Origin of the sequence: Streptomyces sp. WAC06614 (assembly GCF_003949795.1) — a bacterium.
GTDB lineage: Bacteria > Actinomycetota > Actinomycetes > Streptomycetales > Streptomycetaceae > Streptomyces.
The window spans coordinates 45,788-63,674 of the sequence record NZ_RPRY01000007.1; the positions used below are offsets into that span (position 1 = coordinate 45,788).

Here is a 17,887-nt window from a genome sequence, read left to right on the forward strand (position 1 = left end):
CCGCATCCCCGACCCGCCCGAGACCCCCGACTCTTGACGGCAGTAGCGACGGCAACAACCACGGATTCAGGCGCACAATCACGGACTCCTGCGGACCGCAAAACCCCTCCTCACCTGCATAAACGCTGCTAGAGGAGGGGCTGCCGGCACACGTACTATGTGCTCGCAGGTGCCACGCCAGTACTCGTCCACAATTGCTCCGTCAGCCCTCATGAAGTGGAGCGAACGGAGCAGCTCGGCGGCGCCAGAGACCGTGAACGGGTCGATCAAATTGCCGAAAGTATGGCCACGGATGGATGGGTCGGAGAGCCCATCGAGGTCTTCGAGCATCTGAACCGGCGCTACGTAATCAACGGCCATCATCGAGTTTCGGCGGCCAAGAAGGCAGGGATCGATGTTCAGTACCGATCTCTTACACTTGATGAGGTCAAGGCGTACGGTTACAAGTCCGCCGATGAAGTGGTCTGGGCGGCTATCGAAGTGGGCGGAGATTTTCCCGAGGAGCGGAGAGGGCGGAGGCGCCGGTGAGCCAGTCGAATCAAGCTGCTGTCTGCGTGCGTTCCTTCCTGCGGTATCGCACGTTCATCAGAGCGGCGCTGATGGTCAACTATCCTCAGTTCGACATGCTGGAGCATGTGCTGAAGGCTGTCCGCGCGGGGGAGCTCGAACGAAGAGGGCAGACGGATGGCGGCTTCTCGTACACGGTCCATGGGCGCGGGTATCGGATGGTCGGACCCGATGGCGCCGAGATTGAGTTGGACCTACTTCTAGACGGGTCGGAGGCGTTTGATACTTGGCGCCTGGAGGTTTTTGCGCGGAGCATTCGCATGAGTCCCGTTCCCTCTAAGGAAGACCTTATGCAGGTATGCCGCGACATGACGCAAGGTGGAGTCCTCGACGAGCCGGAGCCGGGATGGTTCCACTTCATCGAATGACGAGTAATTGCCGAGTGGGTATTCCATCCAGATGGAATACCCACCTCGACAAGCGGCCAAAGGGATGGCTAGTGGGTTCCCTGTCCAAGTCAAATCGCATGCGCAGGGCCGGGCGGAATAGGTGTACGGCAGATGGCGTAATGCGCACACGCGTCACTGGATTTCTGGCATCCCGCCAACGGTCCTCTGAGGAGCTTTGACGGCAACGATGACGGCAACGCAGCCGGACGCCGACGGGCCCCACGAGTCTTCTCGTGGGGCCCGTCGGCCGTTCTGGGTGACCGCAGCGCTCATGGTTGGCAGCCTTGCCGCTTTGGGCGGCCTCCGCTCCAAGGGCACTGCCCAGGACCGGGCACTCCGCCCCACCGGACGCACAGGCCATGACCGGTTCCGATGCGTCTTCTCCGACCACGCCAAGGTCACCCGAGCCGAGTAGAGCCCACTGGCGGGTGTAGCACCCACATGCCGCAGCCCATCGCGCCGGGCCAGCAGCCCAGCGAACGAGCCAGGGCATACCGCCGGAGCGGGATGCGTCCAAACTTTCTCTACGTCTTCAAGGCGACCCGCTGACGCGGGTCGCGCGCGGCACGGCCGCCCACCTGGCCCGCTCTCGGCTCCGCCACCGCGGGCCGGCCAGCGACCAGGCCGCGCAAAGACAGCGCAGCGATGACCAGAAGCGCGAGGAAACTGGGACGCTCCCGCACGGCGAGCGCCAGGCTGACGGCGAGGCAGCGACAGGGCGTTGGCCAGTGCGTAGCTTGCGGGTGGGGCGGTCGGCTCCGTGGGCTTTACCCACCTGTTCGGCCCGGGGCCCGCGTCGGGCAAGGCCAGGGGGCCACTCGTTCAAATTCCGGGCAGGATCAAAGCCTGCCCGAGTTGCCGGCCAGCGTACGGCCCCCTGACCATGCCCGACCCCAACCCGAACAGGACACCGCCAAAGCCCACTCCGCCGCCCTCACGCGCGTAGCCGTCTGACGGCAACGCCGACGGCAACAGGGGCGCACAAGGGGGCACTTACACGCACACCCACGGACTGGCCGAATTTCGCTGACCTGCGGAAACGCAGATGACGGCACCTCAGCCAGCACACGTACTATGTGCTGGCGGGCGCCACGCCGGTCCTCGTTCACAACTGCGGCGGCAATAGTGCCCCCTTCAAGAACGACGTGGAAGGGCGATACAACCTCGCCGATGAGCTGGATGCAGCAGAAGCGCGAGGAGTGCGTTCGGTCAGCCCGGGGCAGGCCGGTTGGGAGGAGGCACTCAACTCGGGTGTTGTGAAATGGGTTGTCGACACGAACGAAGTGCTTCATGTGGTGCCTGCGACCGATGATGCAATCAAACACAGCATCATGACCAGAGGCGCTCCGGTGCTTGCGGCGGGCGAGGCAGACGTGGCCGGCGCAGGTGGAATGTTCTTCGGGATTCGAATCTCAAATCAGAGCGGTCACTATCTCCCGTGTAGATGCAGCATCAATCTAGGGATTGAAAAATTCCGACAGGCTGGGATCGACTTCTCCCCCGGGAGCGTGGAACTTGTTGGGCCCTAGCGATGAGGACATCCGCCATCTGGTGGAATTGGGGGAGGAGGCGCGACGGGGCTGGTTGTTGACCCGTCAGCCAGCCGACCCGGATGACCGTTTCTACTGGTGGGAGACGCTCGTGGAGGTCTCCCTGGATCGGGTGCGCAGCAGCACACTGTCGACCTCGATGCGGCGCAAGTATTCGTTGTTGGCCGCGCAAGCGACGAGGGAAGCCGTGAAGCTGCAGGTAATGCCATCTTGGAAGGGGTGCATGCGACTTGCATTCCTGGTTTCTGAGTACGGACGCTACCCGGGCAGTGACGTTCAGGAAGTTTTGCACCCGGATCAAGTAGCTGAGGATGCGCTTCGGGCGATTGGGAAATCACCCGAAGAGGCCGTGAGGGTCGCGGATAACTGGCCATCGCGACCTATTGATGAGATAGCCGAGTTGCGGAGGGTGAAGAATATTGTTCACGCTTTGAGTGCAATGCGGTCACACGTTCTTGATCCCAAGGTGCGTGCAACCATCTCGCGGTGGCTAGACATCTGCGAAAGGCTGCCGTAGGTGATGCGGGAACGCTAATTTTCTAGCGTTGAGCGCGCAGATTCATCTATCAATCGCCTGCGAGCCAGGCAAATGCCTGAACCCCCTTCCCGGAGCGTGGGTGAGGGGGTTCAGGGCTTCATGACGGCAATGGTGACGGCAACGTCAGAGGACGACGGCTGCGGCGGGCGGGTCGTCGGGGTCGTCGTCCTGGCCGCCGAGGGCGTTGCCGAGGGTGTCGATGGCTTGGCGTTGGAGGCGGAGTCGGACATGGGCGTAGACGCTGGCTGTGACGCCGATGTGGGCGTGACCGAGGAGTTCCTTGATGACGACGAGGTCGACCCCCTGTTCCAGGAGCAGGGTGGCGGTTGAGTGGCGGAGGTCGTGGAAGCGGATGCAGCGGAGGCCAGCTCGGTTGAGGAAGTTGCGGAAGCGGCGGGTGAGGTTGGCCGGGTCGAGAGGCCCGCCGGTCGGGGTGGTGAAGACGAGTTCGCTGTCCTGCCAGGCTGACTCAGCGGTCTCGCGCTCCTTGTCCTGCCGTCCCTTGTGCTCCTTGAGGGAGTGGATGCATTCGGTCGGGAGCGCGATACGGCGCTCGGACGCCCGGGTCTTGGTGGGTAGGTGGGTGAGGCCGCCGGTGCGGGTGCGCTGGAGCGAGCGGCGGATGCTGGCCGTCCCGGTTGTGAGGTCGAGGTCTTCCCAGAGGAGGCCGAGGAGTTCTCCCTTGCGGAGTCCGGTTCTCAGGGCGAGTTCGTAGAGCGCATGCAGCCGATCGGCGCGGGCCGCGTCGAGGAACTGACGCGCCTCTGCCGCAGTGAGCGGCCGGAAGCGTCTGGGCTGGTGCGTGGTGGTCTTGACGTTTCGGGCGACGTTGCGGGGCAGCTCGTCTTCGCAGACGGCGTGTTCGAGGGCGACTTTGAGGACCGAGTGCACGTACGTCTCCGTCGAAGGGGCCAACTGCTTCTGGCAGCATTCGCCGACCGCGCAGCACCTCTTCCGTTCGGAGTCCAGGCCTTGGGTGCAGCACTGACAGGTGGTGCGGAGCCGGTCGAGGAAGGTGCGGACGTCCTTGGCGGTGAGGCGCGCGACCTTCTTGGTGCCGAGGCCGGGGACGAGATGGAGGCGGACACAGGACGCGTAGCGGGTGTGGGTGTTCTCGCGGAGCCGGTGGACGGCGACGGTGCCCAACCAGTAGGTCAGGTAGTCACCGAGCGTGCTGTCAGCGGTGGCGACAGGGAGGCCGCGGTTGCTGTCGGCGACCTTCTCGGCGAGTTTGTTGGCGGCTTCTCTGCGGGTGGTGCCGTAGACGCGGACGCGTTTGCGGGTGCCGTTGGCGGCGAGGACGTAGCCGGCGGCTTCCCAGCGGCCGTCCTTGCGCTGGTAGATGGTGCCTTCGCCGTTGGCGCGGGCCTTCTTGCGCTTGGGGGCGGTCATCGGGCGGCCTCTTCCAGGTGGCGCTGGACGTAGTCAGCGAGGGCGTGGGCGGGGATGCGGCGGGTGCGGCCGATGGTCAGCGAGGCCAGGCGGCGGGAGCGCAGGAGGTCGTAGAGGGCGGAGCGGCCGATCTTGAGGCGGGCCATGGCCTCGGGGACGGTGAGGAGTTCGTCGTCAGGCACGGGTCGCCACCGCCTGTTCGCGGTGAGCCGCGTTGAATAGAGTCCCGCCAGTGGCCGTAGCGGGAGCCACACCCGCAGGCCATTACACCAGGTCAGCAGCCCCAGCCGAACGCTCAACCGACAGCCAGGGCGTAGCGCCGAAGTGGGATGCGTCCAAACTTTCTCTACGTCTTCAAGGCGACCCGCTGACGCGGGTCGCGCGCGGCACGGCCGCCCACCCGGCCCGCTCTCGGCTCCGCCACCGCGGGCCGGCCAGCGACCAGGCCGCGCAGAAGCGCGTAGCGGATCACCGGAAGCGTGGAGCAGGCCGAACGCGCCAGCACAGCGAGCGCCAGGCCGACGGCGAGGCGACGATTGGGAGTTGGCCGGGGCGCAGGCCCGGAGGTGGGGCCGGTCGGCTCCGTGGGCTTTACCCACGTCCCCAGGCCGGGGCCCGCGTCGGGCAAGGCCAGGGGGCCACTCGTTCAAATTCCGGGCAGGTCCAAAGCCTGCCCGAGTTGCCGGGCCAGCGTACGGCCCCTGACCATGCCCGACCCCAACCCGGGCAGGACACCGGCCAAAGCCCACTCCACCGACCTCACGCGCACTGCCGTCTGACGGCAACGCCGACCGCAACAGAGGCGCACAGCACGCCACTTCCGCGCACATCCACGGACTGGCCGAATTACGGTGACCTGCGAAAACGCAGATGACGGCACCTCGGCCAGCACACGTACTATGTGCTGGCGGGGGCTACTCCGGTCCTCGTTCACAACAGCAACTGCCCTCTGTACACGGTGGGTGGGCCGAGGGTTCGCCCGGGGAAAGATATCGATGTGGATGCGGACGGCTTCGTCAATGGGCCTACTGCTGAGAAACTGAAATCTCTGGATGTGCAGGGGCTCTCGACGTTTGATTCGGTGGAGAACGCCAGCCGTATCGGACTGAAGGGGCAGGTTCGTACCCCTACGGGGCCACTTCCTGACGGGTTGGGTGTTATCGCCGACGGTAGAGGGGTCGGAGGTCCGCGCGCACTTGGTCACCACACCATCTACCCAACGCGTCGCATGTCGTTCGACGAGTATGTAGGGCTCATCCAAGGGATGAACTGGCAGAACATAGGAAAGAAACTGTGAGTCCAGAAAGAGATGCCCTGGGAATGGAGGAATGGCGTGCCTTGGTGGCAGCCGAACGAGAGGTCGCTCAATGTCGCGCCGAGGTGAACCAGTTGCCCTCACGCGTGGAATTGCTGGCGAAGGCACTTTCAAGCAGTTCGGCGTGGGATCGGTCTGCCGCTCTGGATTTCCTCCACCTCTTCCCTGAGGACGTTCCGAAGCTGCTCGATCTGCTGGTTGACCTTTCCTTGTCGACTGGGTGGGCGCTGCCCGCCCGTGAGGCGATCCGGGCAGCTCGGAAAGAAATTGATCCATCGAAATTCGCGCGGGTAGCGCTAAAGTGCCTATCTAGCGGTGAAGTGGAAGACTATCTCAGGCTGGCTGACGTACTGGCCGAGGTTGAAGCGTGGGAAGCTCTGAGTGCCGTGATTGGCAAAGCTGCCGAGAGTGGCGACCCTGAAATCCGGGAAGTTTCTCGCAGTTTCACTGAAAGCCACGGCGGCATGCTGCCTTGATTGGCGAGTAGCCTTCGTTGGTGAAAATGGGCCGAGTCCCGTGTTCTCCGAATTTCCGACCTGCTGAAATTCGGGTCTACGACGGGTGTAGGTCTGCAAACCCGAAGCCCCGTCAGGTGCGTCCTGGCGGGGCTTCGGCACTTGGTGACGGCAGTAGTTGACGGCAACGTCAGCGGACGAGGGAGGCGCAGGGTGGCGGTTCGTCGCCGTCGGAGCGTGCCGTCTTGGTGTTCTCCGGGCTGCCGAGTGCGGTGCTGAGGGTGTCGATGGCGTTCCGCTGGAGGCAGAGCCTGACGTGGGCGTAGACGGTGGCGGTGACGCCGATGTGGGCGTGGCCGAGGAGTTCCTTGATCACGACGAGTTCGACGCCCTGTTCCAGCAGCAGGGTGGCGGTGGAGTGGCGGAGGTCGTGGAAGCGGATGCGGCGGAGGCCGGCCTTGCGGAGGAGCGTGATGAAGGCGCGGGTGAGGTTGGTCGGGTCGATCGGTCGGCCCTGCGCAGTGGTGAACACGTGCCCGTCGTGCCGCCACGTGGTGCCCGCGGCCTCATGCTCGCGCTGCTGCTGCTCGTGGTGGAGCTTCAGCGACTGGACGCAGCGGGTGGGAAGGGCGATGCGGCGCTCGGAGGCCCGCGTCTTGGTGGGCAGCGTGGTGAGCCCGCCTGCGGCGGTTCGCTGAAGGGTGCGGCGGACGGCGGCGGTGCCCGCGTCGAGGTCGAGGTCTTCCCAGTGCAGGCCGAGGAGTTCGCCTTTGCGGAGTCCGGTGTGGAGGGCGAGTTCGAACAGCGCGTGCAGCCGGTGGTCCTGGGCGGCGGTGAGAAACTGCCGGGCTTCTTCGGCGGTGAGGGGTTCGAAGCGTCGAGGGCGTGGGGTGCCGGTGCGGACGTTACGGGCGACGTTGCGCGGGATCTCTTCCTCACGGACGGCGTGCTCCAAGGCGGACTTGAGCACGGAATGGAGATAGGTGAGCGTCAGCGGGGACAGCAGCTTGGAGCAGCACCGGCCGGCGGCGCAGCAGCGGGGCTGGTCGCGCCGGGCGTCGATGCCGCGCGTGCAGCACTGGCAGGTGGTGCGGAGGCGGTTGAGCCAGGTGCGGACGTCCTTGGCGGTGAGCTTGGTGAGCTTCTTCTTGCCGAGGCCGGGGATGAGGTACCGGTGGACGCAGGTGGTGTAGCGGGTGTGGGTGTTCTCGCGCAGGTGGTGGACGGCGACGTTCTCCAGCCAGTACGCCAGGTACGCGGCCACGCTGCCCTGGGCGGACGGTATGGGGAAGCCGCGGTTGCTGGCGGAGATGTTCTCGGTGAGCGTGGCCAGGGCGTCTTTGCGGGTGGTGCCGTAGACGCGGACGCGCTTGCGGGTGTTGCCGGGGGCGAGGACGTATCCGGCGGCTTCCCGTCTTTGCGCTGGTAGACGGTTCCGTCGCCGTTGGCGCGGACGCGGCGGGAGGCGGGGGTGTCCCGGGGCGTGGTGTCGGCCGCGGAGTACCGGTGGCTCGCCTGCCGGCTGACCGAAGCCCTCACGGATGCACTCCGGGTCGCGGAATCGCGCGGTGACCGCATCCCCGACCCGCCCGAGACCCCCGACTCCTGACGGCAGTAGCGACGGCAACACTGGGTGAGGTCTTCCGACAGGAAGATCGTGAAACGTCTCTGCGATCCAGTGACGGTCGCCATGTAGACCCGAGCTGTTCCTGCGGCCTGGAGTCCGGTGATGGCTTCCGCAAGTCCGGGCCGAGGTGTGACACCCGTGTCGAGCATGACTTCGCGCCGCCAGGACCAGATGTCCCAGAGCTGTTGCGCAGAAGCCGTTTGGTTCAAGAAGACCTCGAAGTCCGCGCCTGCCTTCAACTCGGCCAGAGCTGCGCGTGCAGAGATGCAGCCACCTTGGGACAGTGCGGATTGCAGGGCGTCTCGGTTCATGCGATCAGTTTGCCGGGCCGGCCAAGGACAGCACCTGGCGGTGGGTGATCAGGCAGCACGCGAGCTTGAGGAAGGCTTCGTGGATGTCGGCTCGGCGTTCCCAGCGGACGCGGAGTCGTTTGAAACCGTGGAGCCAGGCGAAGGTGCGCTCGACCACCCACCGGTAGGTGCCCAAGCCGCTGCCATGGGCTGTGCCACGCCGGGCAATGACGGGGAGGATCCGACGGGCCCGGACCTGGTCGCGGTAGATGTCGTGGTCGTAGCCGCGGTCGGCGAAGACCGACTGAGGCTTGCGGCGAGGCCGCCCGGGCCTGCCTCGGACGGGCGGGACGGCATCAAGCAGGGGCACGAGCTGGGTGACGTCGTTGCGGTTGCCGCCCGTGAGGATGACCGCGAGCGGGGTGCCGTGTCCGTCGGTGATCAGGTGATGTTTGGAGCCGGCCCGCCCCCCGGTCGACTGGCGACGGGCCTGTCTGGAGCCCCCTTTTAACGCCCTGACATGACTGGAGTCGACAACCGCCCTCGACCAGTCGAGCCGGGCCGCCGCGTTCAGCTCGGCCAGCAGCACCTCATGCAGCTGCTGCCAAACCCCGGCCTCGTTCCAGTCCCGCAGTCGACGCCAGCACGTCATACCGGACCCGAAGCCGAGCTCCTGGGGCAGGTGTTCCCACTGGATGCCGGTGTGCAGCACGAACAGGATCCCGCACAGCACCTGCCGATCCGGAACCGGCTTGCGACCCGGGTACCTGAACCGTCGCTCCCGCTTCGGCAAGAGCGGCTCGATCCGCTCCCACAGGTCATCCGACACGATCCACGGTGAAGCCCCCATGTTCGGACAACGCCGATCCCGACGACCGGACACGGCCACCAGGACCGATCCACCTCATTGTGTTAGGCGTTCTCAGGCGCACAATCACGGACTCCTGCGGACCGCAAAACCCCTCCTCACCTGCATAAACGCTGCTAGAGGAGGGGCTGCCGGCACACGTACTATGTGCTGGCGGGGGCCACGCCGGTCCTTGTTCACAACTGCGGATTTACGCGTGGCGGCAACGAAAGCACTTACTCTATTTCGCATGATGCGAGTGGAAGCGGCGTGATTGCCGACCGTGATAGTGACGGCATTCTGACCATGATGATGCACAACAATCCCGACAAGGGTTCGCCGCTGCGGGGTAAGGCGATGTTCGACGAGGTTATGGGCCACTTCGGGGACCGAGTTCAGGGCATTCAGGGGATCTGGGTCTGCGGAGATAACCTTGGAGGCTTCAACGAAGCTGTCCGTGGTGGTGCGAGCCTTGTATCGGCAGCCAAGGGAACCTGGACTGGAAGACAAGCAGCCAGATATGGCCTCACTCGTGCGAGGATCGATGAAGCAGTTCCGAGGCTCGACGGGGACTTCCAGCAAGTCCTTGCCGCATTCCGAAGATGAGGGAACTGATGGACGAGGAAATTGAACGATTGGCGCGCTTGGCCGTCGAGTACCACGGGATTGGGTGCAGCGTCGCAGAGATCACCGATCTCCTAATTGATAAGCATCCGGACTTGAGGTCGGCGCCGTTCCGGCTGTCCCAAGTGCTTCGATCGGCCTTCGGTCTTTCGGTTCATGACCTGCAATACGTCACCGCATGGGTGCAAGGTGAGATTTCACTGGAAACACTGGAAGAGCGCCTTCAGGTGACTCGGTAAGTCAGCCTCAGCTCATAACATTCTGTAGACATTTCGAGAGGCCCCACCGAATAGCTATTCGGCGGGGCCTCTCGGGCGTTTGACGGCAACGCTGACGGCAACGTCAGCGGACGACGGCCGCGGCGGGTGGGTCGTCGTGGTCGCCATCGGTCGACCTGAGGGCGTTGCCGAGGGTGTCGATGGCCTGGCGCTGGGGGCGGAGCCTTACGTGGGCGTAGACGCCGGCGGTGACGCCGATGTGGGCGTGCCCCAGGAGTTCCTTGATCACGACGAGGTCGACGCCCTGTTCCAGAAGACGGGCCGCTTCATCTCGGTCGACCCGATCATCGACATGGCCGACCCCCTCCAGATGAACGGCTACACGTACGCCAACGCCAACCCGGTCGGCAACGTCGACCCGGACGGCCTCAGGGTCATCGAGGGCGACGACAAGGGCTGGCTGGACAGCGGCGGCAAGGGCGGCGACGACACCTACGCCAACAAGAAGGAGGCAGAGAACCGACCTGTTCTGGGCCATGGCAGTAACAGCACCACAGTGACCGGACCAGTGGGCGGGCAAACCAATCAGACCCGACCAGGTGTCAAGTTCAGGTCGGCTAAATTCGGCGAAGGAAGTCAGGTGACGAACGAACTGATGGTCAGTGACCTAACGGCGAATCACCTTCGCGAGATCGCCGGGCAATATTACGGGCTTGGGAAGACGAGTGGGTGTCTGTCTTCTTATTCAATCTCGGATAATCCTGACAAGCTGGCCCAGTGTCAGGCGTCCATGTCGATCGCTTCCTTTGCGCACATAGTGACGGGCTACAAGACGCCGGCGAAACAAGGCGGCGCAAGCGTTGTGGAGTGGACACACGCTGGGCTACAATCCGGCCCCGCCGTTCCTTGGTGCGGGCGGCGAGCGGCAGATGATGATTTCATTCAGGGTTTACATTCCGAGATGGGATGCTGCGGCTGCCCTTGGGAAGTGAAGCGTGACGGTCGTACTGTACGAGATTGGCGGGAGTGTGGAAAAATTGCCTGCGAGGGCCAAGATGCTTGTGTGGCCGGTAGTGGCGACCTTCTTGGTCTCGGGGTGCGCCGCACTGGAAAGTCCCGAGCTTAAGTATCCAGCCCCTGTCCAGGTTGACGGGAAAATGCTGGAGCGCGAATGAAAATCGGGATCTGTTTCGCTGACCCTAAGGGGTGACGGCAGCTTCCAGGCGAAATATCTGCAGTCTGAGTATTACGACTGTGGTGGTGATTCTGGGTCGCACGGCGTCTACGCAAAGACGGGAGTTGGCGTGTGGCGTACATTTGTGGCGACTCAGGGCGGTTCTCAATCCGTAATTATCAAATTCGAGGATTCCTGTTCAAGTACCTGGTGGGTCGGGAGCGAACAAGCGGGTACCGTGCTGTGGAATGAGCCAAAGCAGGACGAAGTTCAGCTATTGAGGTGATGTGGAGGGCAGCGCTGCGACGGGCTGTCTCGGACCTTCGGTGTCGGTCGGTCTGAACTACGGACTGCTGGGCCGGGACGCCACGGTTGGCCAGCTTGGCCGGATAGGAGTTCAATCTTCACCTTCCCGGGTGGTGTGAAATTTGCTGGCGGCTACACTTACACGGTTACGAGGCTTCGTTGATGGATGTTTCGGAGAGGGTTGAGCGAGCCCTGGCCGGCCTTGCTGTGCAGGATCTTGAATGCCGCGTTCGCGCGATTGAGGAACTCGCGGCCTGCTCCTCCATCATCGCTGGTCATGTGGCTTCTGCGTTCGAAGAGGACGAGGAAGCCCGATTCCTGATCTTCGAGCGGCTTGGCAGGTTCGGGTCCCTGATGATTGAACCTCTGGAGCGTGTATATCGTGAGGCAGGGGAGCCCGGTTTGAAGCTGATGTCGGCATCGGCGCTAACTTACCTGGGCAGCTATGAGGGAATTTCCTCTCTGTTGGAGGCGATCAAGGCTGGAAATCCGAATCTGTGCATGGCGGCGCTTTCTCTTTCTGCTGCGGGAGTGTCTGAGGCGGTGGCGCCAATCGAGAATGTCCTTCTGGAATGCGATCTCTCGGACGTCCAAGCCCTGGAGTGTCTTGTCTCCTCGCTTCGGAGGTTGAACCATCCGATGTCCGAGAACGTGCGCCTTCGTTTGTCGCTGATTGAACCGAAGTGGTTGCGCGATTCACTCCTCGAGTGAAGATGGCACGCGGTCCGGGAGGTCGAACAGCGGGAACCAGCGGTCCGTGTCCAGGAAGGCGTTCAGGCCCCTGATGCGGCCCTCGTGGAGTTCCAGGATCTGGAGGGCCCACGGGGTGTGGCCCTCGCCTGAGGGGTTCGGGCGGTATTGGGCGAAGGCCGGCATGCCGTTGGCGCTCGTCGGGATCAGGCGGGAGTTCTTGCAGCCTATGCCCTGGTTCAGGTGCCAGGCGGCTATGTCCTGCTTGCCCTGGAGCCAGAGGTCGTACGGGGGCATGGAGAGGACCGCGTCCTCGTGGAGCAAACCTGTCAGCGCTTCGATGTCGTACGACTCGAAGGCATGCGTGTAGCGGGTCAGGAGCTCCTGCTGCTTGCTGTCGAGGGGGTCCGCCGGTTCCGATTCCTTGATCTGCATCGTCGACATCGTGGCGCGGGCGCGTTGCAAGGCGCTGTTGACCGAGGCGACCGTCGTGTCCAGGAGGGTGGCCACCTCGTCCGCCTTCCAGGACAGGACCTCGCGCAGGATCAGGACCGCTCGTTGTTTCGGCGGGAGGTGTTGCAGGGCCGACATGAAGGCCAGGCGGATCGATTCCTTGGACACCGCCGATTCCGCCGGGTCCGAGGAGAGGACCCTGGAGTCCGGGATCGGCTCCAGCCACGTGACTTCCGGACGCGCGTTCAGCACCGCCGTGGGTTGCGAGCCGACTGTGGTCAGGTCCATCGGGCGGGCGCGGCGGGTGCCCGCCTTCAGGGCGTCCAGGCAGACGTTCGTGGCGATGCGGTAGAGCCAGGAGCGGAGGGAGGCGCGGCCCTCGAAGCCCTCGTACGCGCGCCAGGCGCGGACGTAGGTGTCCTGGACCGCGTCCTCCGCGTCGAAGGACGAGCCGAGCATGCGGTAGCAGTAGCCGGTCAGTTCCGTGCGGTACGTCTTCAGGGCCTCGTCCAGGGCCGCTGCCGCCGGCGTCCTCGTCGTCATGCTCGTGACGCTACTCCTGGGCACTGACAGACGCCGCCCGGGAGCGTCACGTGCCGGGCTTGCGGCCGTACACGTAGACGTCGTCGCCGTTCTTCAGCATGTTCCAGTACGCCTCGGCGTCCGTGGGGGTCATGTTCACGCAGCCGGCGGAGCCCGGGGGGTTCCACATGCTCTTGTCCACGGAGTGGAAGGCGATGCCGCCGTCGAAGAACTGGGAGTACGGCATCCACACGTTGTAGAGCGTCGACCAGTGGTTGCGGCTGCGGTAGTAGATCGTGTTGTGGCCGGTGCGGGTCTCCGTGCCGGCCTTGCCCGTGCGGACCGGGACCGGGCCGTACTTCAGGCGCGAGCCGTCCTGGATCCAGGACAGCTGGCGGGTGAGGTCCACGCAGGCGATGCGGCCCACGTTCGTCGGGCAGTCGCCGTGCTTGTTGGGGTTGTGGCCCGCCGCGCGCTGCGCCAGCATCGTCCGGACCGTCTGGCCCGTGAGCGGGCCGGCGTAGCCCTCGGTGGGGGTGATGCCGTGCTGGGCCTGGAAGGACTTGATGGCCCGGCAGTCCGCGGCCGACTGGACGCCGTCGACCGAGAGGCCCAGGAAGGCCTCGACCTCGCGTTGGTACGGGCCCGTGCTCATGTTGCACGAGGCCGCCGCGGCGGGGGTCGCCGTGATCGCCGTGACCGGCAGGGCCATGGCCACCGCCGCTATCGCGCCCGTCAGTGTGCGTGTTCTCGGCTTCACGCCGTCCCTCCCCGAATTCCTTTGGTGCGCCTCCAGTTGTACGTCCTCGGAGGCGGGCCGGGGAAGACCTCCCGCCCGCCTCCTTCCGTTCCGGCTACGACGGTTGCATGACCTGTCGTCACAAGTGGGCGTAGACCGGGCGAGCCGCGGCGATCATGGGCTCGTCCGTCGTCAGGCGGGTGGTGGTGATCGACCCGGTGAAGACGTCGTGGCCCTTCTGGTGGATGCGGACGTGGACCTCGCCCGTGCGCAGGTCCTGCTCCGCCTCGATCCAGGTGGGGGCGTCGAGTTCGGCGAAGCGGGTGAAGCGGGTCTCCATGGCGGTGGCGACCGTCGGGAGGGGGCCGGAGACCACGTGGGCGGCCTGGCGGGCCGCCTCCAGGAGCAGGGCGCCGGGGACGTGGTCCACGGGGTGGTCGAACAGCACCGGGTGGGAGGTGTCCACGCGCAGCTGCCAGCGGTTGGCGGCGCGGGTGGCGGCCAGGACCACGTTCTCGCGCAGCTTGTGCCCGACGCGGTGCGCGGGCAGGGGCAGCGGGACCGGGACGCTGGCGGCCAGGGCGGCCTCCTTGTCGGCGTACTCGCCGCGCAGGCGGCGGTAGACGGCCGGCGCGTGGACGGTGAAGCGGGTCTCGGCGCTGCCGAGGCGGACCCCGTCGCGGCGGGCCTCGACGTGCAGGGAGAGGGCCGCCAGGGCGCCGCGGCGGTGGACCACGTCGTGGCAGTCGACGTACAGGGTCACCTCGGCCGGGAGCAGGCCGGCACGCAGGGCCTCGGCGCCGGGCTCGGTGTGGTAGCTGAAGTGCTCCCAGATGAGGTGGTGGCCGAACGGAACGGTGTATGCCGCATGCGAGAGCAACGGAAAGACCTGACGAACCGTTTCGGCGAACAGCATCGGGTCATGGACACCGTGCCGGGAGCGGTAGAAGCTGTGCGAGCGGGGCCACTGGGCGGTGACGGTGAACGCGTCGTCGTCGGTCCGGTGCCAGCCCGTCAGCAGGACCTCGGCGAGGGCGGCTTTGTGCACGTACTCTCGGGGGACGGTGGTGGTGACGGTGGCCGGCGGTTCGGCCGGACCGCCGAACGTGGACCGGGAGGCGGCGCCGGACCGGTACTGGGCGTACTCGAACTCCATGTGGTTCCCCCTGAAGAATGTGCTTACGGGCACGGGCGTGGCTCGGGCATTGCTCGGGCGTCTTCGCTCGGCAGGGCGCGGACGGGCGTGGTGCGGGCACGTGGCGCGCTGTGCGGAGTGCCGGGCGTGGGTGGCACGGGCGTGGCTCAGGCGTGGCGCTGGTGTGGCACGACAGGCAGGGCGCCAGCGGGGTGAGGGGCGGAACCGGAGTTCCCCCTGTGGCTGACCCGTCACGGCTTAAAGTAGAGAGTGCTCGTTTTGTTTGTCGAGTGGGAAGCGATTGAAACCCGAGAGTGGCTTGATCTGACCGGCCCAGGATGCGTTGATCGTCCCTGAGGACCCCACGACTGCTTCGCATAACATAGAGGACGTTCGCTTTTTTGCGATGGGGGACCGTCAGACAGCCATCCAGTGGTACTTGGAGTGATCGTGTCGCAGCCAAGGCAAGCCCGAGCCATCCGCACCCGGGAGAAGATCATCCGGGCCGCCGCCGAGGTGTTCGACGAGAGCGGCTTCTCCGGCGCGAGCATGAACAAGATCGTGCGCAGGGCCGAGACGACCATGGGGGCGATGTACTTCCACTTCGCGTCCAAGGAGGAGATCGCCCAGACGGTCATGAACGAGCAGGCGGCCGACCTCACCTTCCCGGACGGCGAGGACGGGCTCCAGCGGCTGCTCGACATCAACCTCGAGGTCGCGCACCAGATGCGCACCAACGTGCTGTTCCGCGCCGGCGTCCGCCTGGCCGTTGAGCAGGGGGATTTCGGGATGCGGGACGCCGCTCCCTACCAGCTGTGGACCGAGCTGTTCCGGGAGCAGCTGGAGGCGGCGGCCCGACGCGGCGAGCTGCTCCCGGGGGTGGACACGGCCGAGTTCGCCGAGATCCTCGTCGGGGCCTACACCGGCACCCAGCTGATGTCGAACATCGCCACGGGCCGCGAGAACCTCATAGAGCGCATCGCGACCCTGTGGCGGTACCTGCTGCCGTCCATCGCCTCGCCCGAGGTGATCGCCCGCCTCGACCTCACCGGCCGGGCCGCCGCCGCCAGGAAGCGGGCGATGCGGGCCGTCGAGAAGGCCTGACCGTGCGTCCGGGGTCGTCCGGCCCCGGCTCGCTCCCCGCGCCGGACCCGGTGGTTCCGCCGGCGTCCACCGGCTGCGGGGAGTGATCGACTGCCCGAAGGGGAACGAGAAGGGGCGATCCGTCGGGCAGTGAAAGGTTGCCTGGAGGTTGCGGAGCGGGGTCGAATTCAGGCCATCCGCGGGTCGTCGTAGGGTCCGTCCGCCCGGTCGGACCCCTCCGCCGGGGCCCCGGCGGGACCCGATGTACGAGGTCCGGGCTGGGTCCGGGCGCGTCGCCCGGCGATCCCCGACCAGAGCACCTCCCACACTTCGGCCAGCCGGCCCCGTACGCCCCACGCGCCCCCGAGCGGGGACTCGTGCGCCCGCAGCGCCGAGACCTCCAGGTTCGACACCACGCACGCCACGAGGACCCCGGCCAGCTCCTGGTCGTCCTCCTCGGGCAGTTCGCCGCTACGGTGCGCCTGCGCCAGCAGCGTGCGCACGGTCGGCACCCAGGACTCCAGCCAGTCGTGCTTGAGCGGGAGTTCGCGCGAGAGCCGGGCCGCCGCCTGGACCACGGGCCGGTGCTCCAGCAGCTCCGCCAGCGCCCGGGTGACCTCGGCGACGGCCTCGGCGGGGGAGTGGGCCGCGGCGGCCGCCCGGTCCACGGCCTCCCGGGTCAGCTCGCAGCCGAGTTCGCCGACCGCCTCCGCCAGTTCGTTCTTGGCGGGGAAGTGGAACGTCAGGGCCCCGATGGTGGCCATCGCCGCCCGGCTGATGCGGGTCAGGGAGGTGCCCGCGTACCCGCGGCGGGCGAACTCCTCGCCCGCCGCCTGGATGAGGAGGGCCCGGGTCCGCCCGGCCCGCTCCTGCTTGATCCCTGCCCGTTCGTGGTTCGTCATGTGTGGCCCCTTGCGGTGGTCGGCGTCGTTCCGGCCCCCCGGCCGAGTCGTACTGCATGTAGCATCCCAGAAAAACAAAGCGAGTACTCTCTATGGTGTAGAAAAAAGAGCGAGCATTCTCTACGCTTCCAGTGGAGTGAGGAGGAGATGCACGATGACTCGTAACGGACCGGCGCCCTCCGCCGCTGCCACGCGCCCGCAGAGACGCGTGGACCCCAAGCTCGCCGAACTCGGCAACTTCCTTGCGGAGCGCCGTGCCGAGGTCACCCCGCAGCAGGTCGGGCTGCCCCGCGGCGCGGCCCGCCGGGTGCCCGGCCTGCGCCGCGAGGAGGTCGCGATGCTCGCCGGCATCGGGGCCTCCTGGTACGCCTGGATCGAGCAGGGCCGGGCCCGGAACGTCTCCCCGGAGATCCTCGGTGCCATCGCCTCGGTGCTCCGGCTCGACGAGGCCCAGCGCCTGTACGCGATGCGGCTGGCGGGCTACGCGCCGGCCGGGCGCCCCCAGGCGTGCCCGGACGACGACCTGCCGCTCCTGCTCCAGATCGTCGACGGTTTCCTCCCCGGGCCGGCCTACGTACTCAACCCCTACTGGGACGTGACGGTTGCGAACTCGGCCGCGACCCGGCTGCTGGGGCTGACCGGCGAGCGGCCCAACTACCTGGAGACGCTCTTCCTGGACCCCGCGGCCCCCGAGCGGCTGCCGCACTGGGAGCAGGAGGCGGCCGCCGCGGTGGCCGCCTTCCGCGTGCAGAGCGGCGATCTGCTCGCCGACGCGCGGCTGGCCGCGCTGGTGCGCGGACTGAGCGAGCGCAGCGAGCTGTTCGCCGCGCTCTGGGCGCGGCACCTGGTGGCCGACAGCGGCGGCGCGACCCAGCTCGTGCGCCATCCCGAGCTGGGAGAGCTGGAGTTCACCCGGGTGTCGATGTGCCTGAGCGGCCGCCCGGGCATGCAAGTGATCTTACTGAGCCCGCAGTTCGGTACGGCCCAGCTGACCGAGCAGTTCGCCGGCCTGGAGGCCGCCCGGGTCTGACGCCCCGGCGCGCACGCCCCGACCGCCGCGCCACCCCACCC

General features: G+C 66.3%; 16 protein-coding genes and 2 pseudogenes. 9 read left to right on the top strand and 9 right to left on the bottom strand.

Annotation, left to right across the window (positions count from 1 at the left end):
* The first annotated feature begins 216 nt into the window (after window positions 1-216).
* The 3 genes from EF918_RS01975 to EF918_RS01985 all read left to right on the top strand — a co-directional run bounded on the left by EF918_RS01975 (window position 217) and on the right by EF918_RS01985 (window position 2,485).
* A complete protein-coding gene (locus tag EF918_RS01975) occupies window positions 217-528 on the top strand; it encodes a ParB N-terminal domain-containing protein (protein WP_185921553.1) in 312 nt (103 codons plus the stop codon).
* Window positions 525-935, top strand: a complete 411-nt coding sequence (locus tag EF918_RS01980; protein ID WP_125639537.1) for a hypothetical protein — start codon at window positions 525-527, stop codon at window positions 933-935. The genes EF918_RS01975 and EF918_RS01980 overlap by 4 nt, the downstream gene beginning before the upstream one ends.
* A gap of 1,097 nt (window positions 936-2,032) precedes the next feature.
* On the top strand, window positions 2,033-2,485 hold the full coding sequence (locus EF918_RS01985) for a hypothetical protein (RefSeq protein ID WP_125639540.1): 453 nt from the start codon (window positions 2,033-2,035) through the stop codon (window positions 2,483-2,485).
* A 682-nt stretch (window positions 2,486-3,167) separates the two neighbouring features.
* On the opposite strand, the gene EF918_RS01990 is transcribed toward EF918_RS01985, so the two are convergent.
* Both EF918_RS01990 and EF918_RS01995 read right to left on the bottom strand, forming a co-directional pair.
* Entirely contained in the window at window positions 3,168-4,436 is a 1,269-nt protein-coding gene (locus tag EF918_RS01990; RefSeq protein ID WP_125639543.1) for a site-specific integrase, read from the bottom strand.
* Window positions 4,433-4,618 (bottom strand): helix-turn-helix domain-containing protein, encoded by a 186-nt coding sequence (locus EF918_RS01995; protein ID WP_125639546.1) that lies wholly within the window; start codon window positions 4,616-4,618, stop codon window positions 4,433-4,435. Before EF918_RS01995 ends, EF918_RS01990 begins: the two co-directional genes overlap by 4 nt.
* Before the next feature lie 1,138 nt (window positions 4,619-5,756).
* Between EF918_RS01995 and EF918_RS02000 the strand changes: the two genes are divergently transcribed.
* Entirely contained in the window at window positions 5,757-6,227 is a 471-nt protein-coding gene (locus EF918_RS02000) for a hypothetical protein (protein WP_125639549.1), read from the top strand.
* Between the two features lie 169 nt (window positions 6,228-6,396).
* Here EF918_RS02000 and EF918_RS02005 read toward each other — a convergent pair.
* Both EF918_RS02005 and EF918_RS02010 read right to left on the bottom strand, forming a co-directional pair.
* Window positions 6,397-7,745: pseudogene (locus tag EF918_RS02005) on the bottom strand (tyrosine-type recombinase/integrase).
* Window positions 7,746-8,148: 403 nt separating this feature from the next.
* Window positions 8,149-8,973, bottom strand: a complete 825-nt coding sequence (locus tag EF918_RS02010; RefSeq protein WP_185921557.1) for an IS5 family transposase — start codon at window positions 8,971-8,973, stop codon at window positions 8,149-8,151.
* A gap of 267 nt (window positions 8,974-9,240) precedes the next feature.
* On the opposite strand from EF918_RS02010, the gene EF918_RS02015 reads away from it, so the two are divergent.
* Entirely contained in the window at window positions 9,241-9,576 is a 336-nt protein-coding gene (locus tag EF918_RS02015; protein WP_125639552.1) for a hypothetical protein, read from the top strand.
* 8 nt (window positions 9,577-9,584) lie between these two features.
* Window positions 9,585-9,833 carry a hypothetical protein gene (locus EF918_RS02020; RefSeq protein ID WP_125639555.1) on the top strand — a complete coding sequence of 83 codons (249 nt, stop codon included), beginning with the start codon at window positions 9,585-9,587 and terminating at the stop codon, window positions 9,831-9,833.
* A gap of 103 nt (window positions 9,834-9,936) precedes the next feature.
* Here the strand turns inward: EF918_RS02020 and EF918_RS38945 are convergent.
* A pseudogene (locus EF918_RS38945) lies at window positions 9,937-10,128 on the bottom strand (site-specific integrase); the annotation flags it as partial.
* 1,326 nt (window positions 10,129-11,454) lie between these two features.
* Between EF918_RS38945 and EF918_RS02030 the strand changes: the two are divergent.
* On the top strand, window positions 11,455-12,003 hold the full coding sequence (locus tag EF918_RS02030; protein WP_125639559.1) for a HEAT repeat domain-containing protein: 549 nt from the start codon (window positions 11,455-11,457) through the stop codon (window positions 12,001-12,003).
* On the opposite strand, the gene EF918_RS02035 is transcribed toward EF918_RS02030, so the two are convergent.
* The 3 genes from EF918_RS02035 to EF918_RS02045 form a co-directional block, all read right to left on the bottom strand.
* Window positions 11,989-12,978: a sigma-70 family RNA polymerase sigma factor gene (locus tag EF918_RS02035; RefSeq protein ID WP_125639562.1), complete on the bottom strand. Its 990-nt coding sequence runs from the start codon at window positions 12,976-12,978 to the stop codon at window positions 11,989-11,991. The two genes, EF918_RS02030 and EF918_RS02035, sit on opposite strands and share 15 nt — an antisense overlap.
* A gap of 46 nt (window positions 12,979-13,024) precedes the next feature.
* A complete protein-coding gene (locus EF918_RS02040) occupies window positions 13,025-13,669 on the bottom strand; it encodes a L,D-transpeptidase family protein (protein WP_125639592.1) in 645 nt (214 codons plus the stop codon).
* 166 nt (window positions 13,670-13,835) lie between these two features.
* On the bottom strand, window positions 13,836-14,852 hold the full coding sequence (locus EF918_RS02045) for a ScbA/BarX family gamma-butyrolactone biosynthesis protein (RefSeq protein ID WP_125639565.1): 1,017 nt from the start codon (window positions 14,850-14,852) through the stop codon (window positions 13,836-13,838).
* Between the two features lie 429 nt (window positions 14,853-15,281).
* On the opposite strand from EF918_RS02045, the gene EF918_RS02050 reads away from it, so the two are divergent.
* Window positions 15,282-15,935, top strand: coding sequence for a ScbR family autoregulator-binding transcription factor (locus EF918_RS02050; RefSeq protein ID WP_125639568.1), 654 nt, complete (start codon window positions 15,282-15,284; stop codon window positions 15,933-15,935).
* Window positions 15,936-16,102: 167 nt separating this feature from the next.
* On the opposite strand, the gene EF918_RS02055 is transcribed toward EF918_RS02050, so the two are convergent.
* Entirely contained in the window at window positions 16,103-16,816 is a 714-nt protein-coding gene (locus EF918_RS02055; RefSeq protein WP_125639571.1) for a TetR/AcrR family transcriptional regulator, read from the bottom strand.
* Window positions 16,817-16,970: 154 nt separating this feature from the next.
* Between EF918_RS02055 and EF918_RS02060 the strand changes: the two genes are divergently transcribed.
* A complete protein-coding gene (locus tag EF918_RS02060; RefSeq protein ID WP_125639574.1) occupies window positions 16,971-17,846 on the top strand; it encodes a helix-turn-helix domain-containing protein in 876 nt (291 codons plus the stop codon).
* Window positions 17,847-17,887: the final 41 nt, after the last annotated feature.

Coding starts and splice junctions, on each gene's coding strand:
- EF918_RS01990 (WP_125639543.1), bottom strand. CDS start 4,436: ATGACCGCCCCCAAGCGCAAGAAGGCCCGCGCCAACGGCGAAGGCACC.
- EF918_RS02040 (WP_125639592.1), bottom strand. CDS start 13,669: ATGGCCCTGCCGGTCACGGCGATCACGGCGACCCCCGCCGCGGCGGCC.
- EF918_RS02045 (WP_125639565.1), bottom strand. CDS start 14,852: ATGGAGTTCGAGTACGCCCAGTACCGGTCCGGCGCCGCCTCCCGGTCC.
- EF918_RS02035 (WP_125639562.1), bottom strand. CDS start 12,978: ATGACGACGAGGACGCCGGCGGCAGCGGCCCTGGACGAGGCCCTGAAG.
- EF918_RS02000 (WP_125639549.1), top strand. CDS start 5,757: ATGGAGGAATGGCGTGCCTTGGTGGCAGCCGAACGAGAGGTCGCTCAA.
- EF918_RS02060 (WP_125639574.1), top strand. CDS start 16,971: ATGACTCGTAACGGACCGGCGCCCTCCGCCGCTGCCACGCGCCCGCAG.
- EF918_RS02030 (WP_125639559.1), top strand. CDS start 11,455: ATGGATGTTTCGGAGAGGGTTGAGCGAGCCCTGGCCGGCCTTGCTGTG.
- EF918_RS02020 (WP_125639555.1), top strand. CDS start 9,585: ATGGACGAGGAAATTGAACGATTGGCGCGCTTGGCCGTCGAGTACCAC.
- EF918_RS02010 (WP_185921557.1), bottom strand. CDS start 8,973: ATGGGGGCTTCACCGTGGATCGTGTCGGATGACCTGTGGGAGCGGATC.
- EF918_RS02055 (WP_125639571.1), bottom strand. CDS start 16,816: ATGACGAACCACGAACGGGCAGGGATCAAGCAGGAGCGGGCCGGGCGG.